This is a genomic window from Candidatus Aegiribacteria sp., assembly GCA_021108005.1.
Taxonomy (GTDB): Bacteria; Fermentibacterota; Fermentibacteria; order Fermentibacterales; family JCC-6; genus Aegiribacteria.
In genome coordinates, this window is sequence record JAIORS010000224.1 from 1 (window position 1) to 9,795 (window position 9,795).

Consider the following 9,795-nt stretch of genomic DNA (forward strand, 5'->3'; position numbering starts at 1 on the left):
GGCGGTATTTCTCTTCCGGTGGACAGGATCATGTTCCATACGGGAAGGATGGCTCATATGAGTCTATCCTGCGTTTCCTGTGGGCAGTGTTCAGATGCCTGCCCTGTTTCCATACCGGTGGCCGATGTATTCAGTTATGTAGCAGATCAGACGCAGAATACATTCGAGTACATCGCCGGGCTGAACGACGGTGATCCACTTCCTCTTCGGCAATTCAGAAAAGCGGAATTACCAGGAGTGCACGAACTTGTAAAAGATGCTGATGCGGAGGTACCATCTCATGAGTAGCATAACCATCGATACAAGCGCTTCCAGGAAAATTAAGGAACTCCTGAAATTCCTTCTTGAAAGTGGAAAGATCGATGCCGCTGTAACGATGAGGAAAATTCCTGAGAATAACTCCTACGATCTGGCGTTGATAACGAACGCGTCGAATCTGGATGAGGCTGTCCCCGTTGTGCCTGTCATGACAGTAAATGCCGGACAGGTGCTTTCTTCCATATCGACCTCCGGAAAAAAGATGGCGGTTGTTCTGAAGCCCTGCGAACTCAGGGCCTTTGTGGAGCTGGTAAAACGGGAACAGGGATCATTCGAGAATCTGCTGACGATTTCCCATACCTGCGGGGGGGTTTTCCCTCTCGAACTGGTGGAAAAAGGACAGATCGAGGAATTACTGCCAAAATACGAAAAAAACGTATCGAAGGGCGAAGTGCCTGCGAATACAAGGGATACATGCAGAGCATGCGAACATTTCATTCCGATGAATGCGGACATAACTGTATCGGTTGCGGGTGAATGTGAATCCGGAAAAGGATGCATGATGTACTTCAATACAGAAAAGGCAGAGAAGTTCACCGAGGGATTTGCGGGCGAGCGAAGTGAACAGAAATTCGATCCGTCTGTGCTTCAAAAAACGCTTGATGCCCGTCTGGCAGAAAAAGAAAAGCTTTTTTCATCTACAAAAAAAGATGGCCCGGGTCTGGATGGTTTGCTGGACCTGTTTGGAAAATGTGTCGGATGTCACGGATGCAGCAACGTTTGTCCAATCTGTTACTGTCTTCTCTGCGATTTTGAATCAGCTAATTTCGACTACAATCTGCCTTATTTCGAGGAACACCTTTCTCGAAGGGGCGCATTGCGTCTGCCGCCTGACACGATCTTCTTCCATCTGGGCAGACTGACGCATATGAGCTTCTCCTGCGTCGGATGCGGAATGTGCTCCGATGTGTGTCCCGTTGGAATTCCGGTCGCGGCGGTATTCAAAAAAACGGGAGAGAAGACAGCAGCTATTTTTGATTACGTTCCCGGACGGGATGTTGAAGAATCGATCCCTGTCATGGTTTACAAAGAGGAGGAATTATCAGATATCGGGTAGTCCTGCATACTGATAGAGTTATTCTGATGTTTGGGAGTACGGTATGAAGAAAGAATTCTCGCCAAGAATCACGAGCTTCCTGTGCAAGTGGTGTACGTATACAGGGGCGGATCTCGCTGGTACGGCCAGATTGCAGTACCCGACTTCGATAATTCCAATCCAGGTGATGTGTTCGAGCAGGGTCGATCCTGTATTTCTTATTAAAGCCTTTTTAAGCGGTTCCGATGGCGTTCTGATCGGGGGCTGCCATCCGGGGGACTGTCATTACGAAACCGGCAATTACCATGCAAGAAGAAGATTCGCGATAGTAAAAAGTGTGTTTGAATCCCTCGGGCTTGAATCACAGCGGCTGAAGCTTTCCTGGATATCAGCTTCGGAGGGGCCAAAATTCGCCAGGGTGGCGAACGAATACACAGAGGAGATAATGGAACTCGGAGAAAACCCAACAAGGAAGAGCATATTTCTGTGAAGAACAAAAAGAACTCGGTTCTTGTTCTTGGCGCGGGGATCGCCGGAATACAGGCATCTCTGGACCTTGCTGAGATGGGTGCCACTGTCCATCTGGTCGAGGATACACCCACCATAGGCGGCAGAATGCCTCAGCTGGACAAGACATTCCCGACCAACGACTGCTCGATGTGTATTCTTGCGCCCAAGATGAGCGAATGCGTAAGACATCCGCTTATCACTCTGCATATTCTGTCAAGTCTGAAAAATATCTCCGGCACTCCGGGAGATTTCATCTGCAGCGTAATCGAACGAGCCAAATATGTTGACCCGGTGAAATGTGTTTCCTGCGGTCTCTGTGAGGAAAAATGTCCGGTTAAGATAGAGGATGAATTCGATGTGGGTCTCCGGAAGACAAAAGCCATTTCGCGGTACTTCCTTCAGAGCATTCCATCGGAGTACACCATCAACAAGGATCATTGTCTTTACCTTACCAAGGGTGTGTGCAAACTCTGCTCCAAGGTCTGCCCTACCGGAGCTATCAATTACGAAGACACAGATAAAGAGATCAAGCTTAATGTAGGAGCCGTCATTCTCGCTACGGGTATCGATCCTTTTGATCCTATCGGCTTCGGTCAATTTGGATATCATCGCTACAGTAACGTCGTCACCTCTCTCGAATTCGAACGTATGCTTTCCGCATCCGGACCTTTTGGAGGGCATGTTGAGAAGGCTTCCGACGGAAAACCTCCGAAGAGTCTGGCTTTCATCCAGTGTGTGGGTTCAAGGGACATAGGCATCGACAGAAACTATTGCTCATCAGCCTGCTGCATGTTCGCCATAAAGCAGTCGATCATCGCGAAGGAGCACAGCAAAGAACTGGAAGCCACGATTTTCTATATGGATATACGGGCTTTCGGCAAGGATTTCGACAAGTATTACGATAAAGCTGAAAACCAATACGGCGTTCAGTTCAAGCGATCCAAGATCTCCGATATTACGGAACTGCCCGATGGAAGCCTGGACCTCAAGTACACGTACGAGAACGGTGATATACAGCATGATAACTTCGATATGGTCGTACTATCCATAGGGCTTCAGCCCCGCCGGGAAATCCGAAAGCTTTCGGAAGATCTTGATGTCAGGCTTAACAGGTTCGGCTTCTGCAGAACGGATGCATTCCATCCACTGGAAACTACCAGGGAAGGTGTTTTCGTGTGCGGAGCGATGAACAGCCCGAAGGATATTCCGGAATCGGTAATCTCAGCATCCGGCGCTGTCGCGAATGCTGCACGATATCTTGAACTTGAAAGATACGACCCCTCAGTCAGCTCCGAAGAAGGCACAGAAGAGAAAGATGTCACAGGAGAGCGTCCGCGGGTAGGAGTATTTGTGTGTCACTGCGGTATAAATATCGCCGGAGTGGTTGACGTAAAGAACGTTGCAGAATTCGCTGAGGGTCTGGAAAACGTGGAGCATTCCGAGGATGTAATGTACGCATGCTCAACCGATTGTCTTGAAACGATAAAACAGCGTATCGAGGAGCACGACCTTAACAGGATTGTCGTTGCCGCCTGCACACCCAGGACACATGAACCTCTTTTCCGTGAAACAATCAGTGAAGCCGGGCTTAATCCCTACCTCTTCGAGATGGCTAATATTCGTGACCAGTGTTCATGGGCTCATATGAATGAGCCTGAGATGGCTACCGAAAAATCGAGAGATCTCGTTGAGATGGGCGTCGGCAAGGCAAGGGGGCTCGTACCGCTTCAAAGACTTCCTATCGATATCGATCCCGAAGCTCTTGTAATCGGAGGCGGGTTGTCAGGCATGACTGCGGCTCTCGCGATCGGGGATGCCGGACACGATGTCTATCTGATTGAGCGGGAAGATGTTCTAGGCGGCAACATGAGGGACATCTTCTTCAATTTCGGCGACAGCGACCCACAGGAGTTCCTTTCTGAAACTATCGAAAAAGTAGAAAACCATGACAGGATAAAAGTCCTGCTGGACAGCACGATAGAGGAAATAGCCGGATTTGTCGGTAATTTCCGAACGGTCTTAAAGAACAGCGCAGGCGAGCGGGAAGAACTGACTCACGGAGCGGTTATTGTGGCAACCGGCGGCAACGAGCATGAAACAGAGGAGTACCTTTACTGCGAATCATCAAGAGTAGTCACTCAGAAGGAATTCGAAAGGATGCTTCATGAGGAGAAATTCCCTCCCGGGAAACTGAAGGAAGTGGTAATGGTGCAGTGCGTGGGATCCAGAGAGGAAGGACGAATGTACTGCAGCCGCGTCTGCTGCTCGAAAGCTGTAAAGAACGCGCTGGAACTCAGGAAAAGAAAATCCAGGGCGAATATCTACTTCGCCTATCGTGATATAAGAACGTACGGATTCGCAGAGGAGTACTATTCAGAACTTCGCGACAGGGGAGCGCTGTTCTTCCGATACACTCCCGAAAACAAACCGGAAGTAGAAATGATCCGTCCGGATGACCCTGACAGCAGGATCAGAGTAACGGTATTCGATCCGGTTCTCGAGAAAGATGTGGTAATAGACGCTGACCTGCTCGTGCTGGCAACGGCTATCGACGCCCCTGAGGAAAACCTGGAACTCGCTAAAATGCTCAAGGTCCCTCTCAATTCAGAAGGTCTGTTCCTTGAGGCGCATGTAAAACTGCGCCCTGTCGATTTCGCGACAGAGGGAATTTTCGTATGCGGTCTGGCCCATGGACCGAAGGATATGAGCGAGTCGCTTGCTCAGGCAAAAGCAGCTGGAAGCAGAGCGCTTACCTTCCTGAAAAAGAAATCCATTCTTGCGGAAGGAACCATCTGCGAGGTCAGGACGGACAGATGTTCAGGATGCGGATACTGCGAGGAAGTATGCGCTTATACCGCTATAGAGGTTGATCCGGAAGAGGGCGTGGCTGTAGTTAACGATGCCCTTTGCAAAGGCTGCGGAGCCTGCGTGGCATCCTGCAGATGCGGAGCCCTTGACCTTCGCGGGTTTACAAACCAGCAGCTTTTCTCCGTATTCGATTCACTTGAAATAGAAGCTTCGGAAGGAATATGATGAGTGAATGGCAGCCCAAAATACTTGCCATCCTTTGTAACTGGTGCTCCTACGCGGGTGCTGATCTGGCCGGCGTATCGAGAATGCAGTACCCTCCGAACATCAGGGTTGTCAGAGTTCCCTGCTCAGGAAGGGTCGATCCGCTGTTCATCATGAAAAGCCTACAGTCCGGATTTGACGGTGTACTGGTTTCAGGATGCCATCCGGGAGATTGTCATTACATATCAGGGAATTATGTGGCACGCAGGAAATTTGCCGTACTGAAACCTCTTCTTGAATTCATAGGGATAGAGCCGAACAGGGTTCAGTTCTCATGGATATCGGCAGGTGAAGGCGAAAGATTCGCTACAGTGGTAACGAAGATAACTGAAGATGTCAGAAAGCTAGGGCCTTCGACCAGGCTGGTGAAGAAACTATGATAACAACAGATGACCTTCGCAAAGCCGTAAAGGAACTTTTGGCTGAAAAGAAGATCGATCTCTTCATAGGATGGGAAAAGGGTTCTCTACCTCTGTCGGCGACGCCTCTGTTTATCACTTCTGAAGATGAAGCAGAGAAGGTTGTTTTCGATATTACCTGCGGGAACAATCTTTCAATCTATTTCACGAAGGACAGAAAACAGTTCACTGATAAAAAGGTCGGCATCGCGGTTAAAGGATGTGATTCGCGTTCTGTGGTTCTTAATATTCTGGAAAAGCAGATCGACCGCGAGAACATCGTAATCGTTGGAGTGCCATGTCATGGTGTTCTCGATAAAAAGAAAGTGCTGGCAAAAACGGATGAAAGAGAAGTTCTCGAACTGATCGATAACGGAGATACGGTTACCGTTTCCGGGAAAGGATACGAACTCTCACTCGACAGGAGCGAGATATTGAGTTCTTCATGTCTTTCCTGCATTTATCCTGACGCGCAGGAGTGCGATATTTTCATCGGCGAGCCAAGGGCTGAAGTACCGAATGAAAACAGGCTGAAGGAAATAAAGGAGTTCGAGGCTCTGTCCACAGAAGAGAGATGGGAAAGCACTCGCGGGGAGTACGAAAAGTGCATTCGCTGCTATGCATGCAGGAATGTATGTCCTTCATGTTACTGCAACGTCTGCTTCGTTGATCAGAACGATCCCGGGTGGATAGGCAACACATGCGAATTCACTGATTCGATGGTTTTCCATATTATAAGGAACCTTCATGTAGCAGGAAGATGCGTTGAATGCGGAGCCTGCGCACGGGCCTGCCCGATGGATATAAACCTTCTGCTTCTCAACAGAAAAGTCGCTATGGAAGTCAAAGACAGATTCGGTGACATCGCCGGTCTTGATATCAACGGAAAGCCCGCAATGGTTGATTTCAAGGAAGACGAAAAACAAGAATTCATAATGGGGTAATGAAGATGGTCAGGCTGGACAAAAAGAAATTCGATGATTTCATCCGTGAGCTTTCGGAGGAGTATTCTGTCTACGCTCCGGGAAAAGCGGGCGGAAAAACCGAATTCATCCAGATAAACCCGGGCGATGAGATCGAACTCACCCGTCCAGTTACCGATATGTCCCCGAAAAGCATTTTCTTCCCCCCTGCTGAAGTACTCTTCGAGTACGACGAAGATGGTGTCAGGACACCGCAGACATCTCACAGACCTATCGCTGTATTTGGGATGAGAAGCTGTGATGCGCGAAGTCTTGTAATGCTTGACAGGGTATTCGGAAGCGCGATTCAGATGCCGGAGGATGCAAATTTCCAGGATCCTTACTGGAAAGAAAAGTACGACACTTCGCTGATATTCGGTTTCGCATGCAATGAACCGCTGTCAACCTGCTTCTGCAACTGGCTCGAAGGGGGGCCGCATAACAAAGACGGAATGGACGTGTTTGTCGTTAATGCCGGTGATTTCTACCTGATGGAACCGGTGAGTGATAAGGGCATCGATATTATCAACAGATTATCCTGCCTTACGGACGCCGCGGAAGAGGATGAAGTCCTGGCCGCGAAACTGGCTTCGGATGCCAAATCGATGATGGCTGCCCCGCTTGATTCAGGCGGGCTGGGCGAAAAGCTGACCGCTCTTTACGACGAACCGATATGGGGGGAGATCAGCGCGAAGTGCGTCAACTGCGGCGCATGTACGTTCAGCTGTCCCACATGCCACTGTTTTGATGTGCAGGATGAGGGTAAGGGAAAAAAGGGCAAGCGGGTACGTATCTGGGATTCATGCATGTTCCCGATCTTTACAATGGAAGCATCCGGACATAATCCAAGAGCCCTTTCGAGTGAGCGTGTCAGGCAGCGGGTCATGCACAAGTACAGTTATTACCCTGAAAACTATGGGGAAATCCTCTGTACCGGCTGCGGACGATGTGTCATGGTCTGTCCGGTAAACCTTGACATCAGAGAAGTGCTCAAAAGAATTATTTCATACAACGAATCGGGAAAATCAAATGAGTAATCCATACATTCCGATAAAGATGAAGGTCGAGCGGATCGAAACAGAGGATCCGGACAGAACACTGCGAACCTACGATCTTACCTTCATAAATGAATCGGAAAAAGAAGCATTCAAATATCTGCCCGGTCAGTTCTGCGAGATATCAATACTCGGAAAGGGTGAATCGCCGTTCGGTATAGCTTCCTCACCCACCGAGCCGGATTACCTCCGTTTTACAGTAAACAGAACAGGCTCGGTAACAAACGATATTCATTACCTCCGGAACGGGGATATCGTCGGTATGAGAGGCCCTCTGGGCAACTGCTACCCTGTGGATGATATGAAGGGCATGAATGTCCTGATAGTGGGCGGCGGTTTCGCTTTTACGACGTTGCGATCCCTTCTGATATATCTTCTCGATTCAAGGAACGATTATAAAGATATCACGGTTATTTACGGAGCGCGAAATCCTGATCTGTTCATTTACAAAGATGAGATCGAAATCTGGAAAAAGAGAGATGATATCAAGTTTCATCTCACAATTGACAAACCTGTGGATGGCTGGGACGAAAAAACCGGATTCGTTCCGACTGTTACACAGGAAGTCGCTCCGAGCCCTGAAAATACCATGGCGACAGTATGCGGTCCTCCTGTCATGATCAAGTACACCCTTCCTGTTCTGACAGAACTTGGATTTCCCGATGAGCGGATATACACCTCTCTGGAGCGACGCATGAAATGCGGTATCGGTAAATGCGGAAGGTGCAATATCGGTTCAAAGTATATCTGCATTGACGGACCTGTGTTTTCAATGGCTGAGTTGAAAAATATACCCGAGACGGTTTAGATGGAGATTGGCGTATGAAAAAGATAATTATTGCTGAGAATGACCCGAACTTCAAATACGATATAGCTTCCCAGCCGGGAGCGGAATCCTTCATGCGCTGCTTCACGTGCGGAACCTGCACGGCTTCATGTCCGGTGGCTGAGGTAAATGAGGAGTACGATCCAAGAAAGATAATCAGAATGTCGATACTTGGAATGCGGGAAGAAGTTCTTTCATCGGACATCTTATGGATGTGTTCCCGTTGCTACACCTGTGCTGCCCTCTGTCCCCAGAACGTAAAATTCACGGATGTGATAAGCATCCTCCGTGATATGGCGGTTAAGGAAGGATACGTTCAGCCTGAGAGGCTCGATAAGGCCCTGGAACTTGATAAGGTTATTCAAAGCATCCGCTGCATGATCATCGAAAATAAGCTGCATCCGGATGAGAATGGCAAGGCAGAAATTCTTAAAAGCCTTGAGGATGAACTGGACACGAAATGGTAAAGATCTGTTTTGAGGAGTGTCATGACTGATAACAAAATTAAGACATTCGAAGACCTGAAGACCGAAGTCATTGAAACAGGACTATGCGGAAGGTGCGGCGGATGTGTATCTGTTTGCTCCGCCAGCGGATGCGGCGCTCTGAAACTGGGTGATTCCGGTATCCCTGAATACACCGAACCGAATATTTGCCTGGACGGCGGGCTCTGCTACCTTGTCTGTCCGCGAACTGATGCTCTGAAGGATGAGCTTAAAGCGCAATCTGACTGGGTTGCGCCGATAGGACATTATACGGATGTTCTTTCCGCCAGAAGTACATACGCGAACGTTCGCGAACATGCGACGGACGGCGGAGTAGTGACTTCTCTTCTGATTCACATGCTGGAGGCCGGTCATATAGATGGTGCCGTTGTCTCCGTGACTACGGAGATGTTCAACAGGAAAGCGATAGTAGCTACAACTCGAGAAGAACTACTGAACGCGGCTGGATCTCACTTTTCCGAACTTCCTCATCTTGAGGAGGTTGGCGAGATGTATTCAGGTTTTGTCTCAGTCGTGAAACAGATTAATCATTATAAACAGGCGAAAACAATCCGCAGGCTCGCTGTTGTAGGAACACCATGTCAGATAACCGCCATAAAGAAGATGCAGGCGGTTTCAATCGTTCCATCGGATATCATAAAATACACGATCGGTCTTTTCTGCATGCAGTGCTTCGAGATGGATAATCTGATGGATAAGGATTTCATAAAGAGCAGACATATAAGCCCTGATGACATCGCCAGCGTGAATGTAAAGGAGGATTTCATACTTAACATGAAATCCGGCATTCAGGTACATATTCCGATGAACGAGGTGGAGAAGATAGCACGTCCCGCATGTTTGCGATGCACCCATTTCGCGAACGATTTCGCGGATATCTCGGTCGGAGGCCTCGGTTCTCCAGACGGGTATACAACGGTGATGATTCGTACTATCGAGGGAAAGCAGAGATTCGCTGAAGCGATGTTCGGAGGCAGCATTGAATTGATTAGCAGCATGACGAAAGATGATCGAAAGGCGGACAGACTGAGAAAGGTAACTCTCATAAGGGAGTTTGCCGCTCGAAAGAAAGTCCGGGCTGAATCATACAATGGGCGGTCAGAGTAATAATG

At 48.7% G+C, this 9,795-nt stretch carries 10 protein-coding genes; all 10 read left to right on the forward strand.

Annotation, left to right across the window (positions count from 1 at the left end; all coding sequences use genetic code 11):
• On the forward strand, positions 1–288 hold a 288-nt coding region (locus tag K8S15_14360; GenBank protein MCD4777217.1), incomplete at its 5' end, for a 4Fe-4S binding protein.
• A complete protein-coding gene (locus K8S15_14365; GenBank protein ID MCD4777218.1) occupies positions 281–1,375 on the forward strand; it encodes a Coenzyme F420 hydrogenase/dehydrogenase, beta subunit C-terminal domain in 1,095 nt (364 codons plus the stop codon). The genes K8S15_14360 and K8S15_14365, both read left to right, overlap by 8 nt.
• A 43-nt stretch (positions 1,376–1,418) precedes the next feature.
• Positions 1,419–1,844, forward strand: coding sequence for a hydrogenase iron-sulfur subunit (locus K8S15_14370; protein ID MCD4777219.1), 426 nt, complete (start codon positions 1,419–1,421; stop codon positions 1,842–1,844).
• Positions 1,835–4,897, forward strand: a complete 3,063-nt coding sequence (locus tag K8S15_14375; GenBank protein ID MCD4777220.1) for a CoB--CoM heterodisulfide reductase iron-sulfur subunit A family protein — start codon at positions 1,835–1,837, stop codon at positions 4,895–4,897. The genes K8S15_14370 and K8S15_14375 overlap by 10 nt, the downstream gene beginning before the upstream one ends.
• Positions 4,894–5,316 (forward strand): hydrogenase iron-sulfur subunit, encoded by a 423-nt coding sequence (locus tag K8S15_14380; GenBank protein MCD4777221.1) that lies wholly within the window; start codon positions 4,894–4,896, stop codon positions 5,314–5,316. The genes K8S15_14375 and K8S15_14380 overlap by 4 nt, the downstream gene beginning before the upstream one ends.
• Positions 5,313–6,278: a 4Fe-4S dicluster domain-containing protein gene (locus K8S15_14385; GenBank protein MCD4777222.1), complete on the forward strand. Its 966-nt coding sequence runs from the start codon at positions 5,313–5,315 to the stop codon at positions 6,276–6,278. The genes K8S15_14380 and K8S15_14385 overlap by 4 nt, the downstream gene beginning before the upstream one ends.
• A 5-nt stretch (positions 6,279–6,283) precedes the next feature.
• Positions 6,284–7,333: a 4Fe-4S dicluster domain-containing protein gene (locus K8S15_14390; protein MCD4777223.1), complete on the forward strand. Its 1,050-nt coding sequence runs from the start codon at positions 6,284–6,286 to the stop codon at positions 7,331–7,333.
• Entirely contained in the window at positions 7,326–8,159 is an 834-nt protein-coding gene (locus K8S15_14395) for an FAD/NAD(P)-binding protein (GenBank protein MCD4777224.1), read from the forward strand. Before K8S15_14390 ends, K8S15_14395 begins: the two co-directional genes overlap by 8 nt.
• Before the next feature lie 14 nt (positions 8,160–8,173).
• On the forward strand, positions 8,174–8,644 hold the full coding sequence (locus K8S15_14400) for a 4Fe-4S dicluster domain-containing protein (protein MCD4777225.1): 471 nt from the start codon (positions 8,174–8,176) through the stop codon (positions 8,642–8,644).
• A 21-nt stretch (positions 8,645–8,665) separates the two neighbouring features.
• Positions 8,666–9,790 (forward strand): Coenzyme F420 hydrogenase/dehydrogenase, beta subunit C-terminal domain, encoded by a 1,125-nt coding sequence (locus K8S15_14405; protein ID MCD4777226.1) that lies wholly within the window; start codon positions 8,666–8,668, stop codon positions 9,788–9,790.
• The last annotated feature ends 5 nt before the right edge of the window (positions 9,791–9,795 follow it).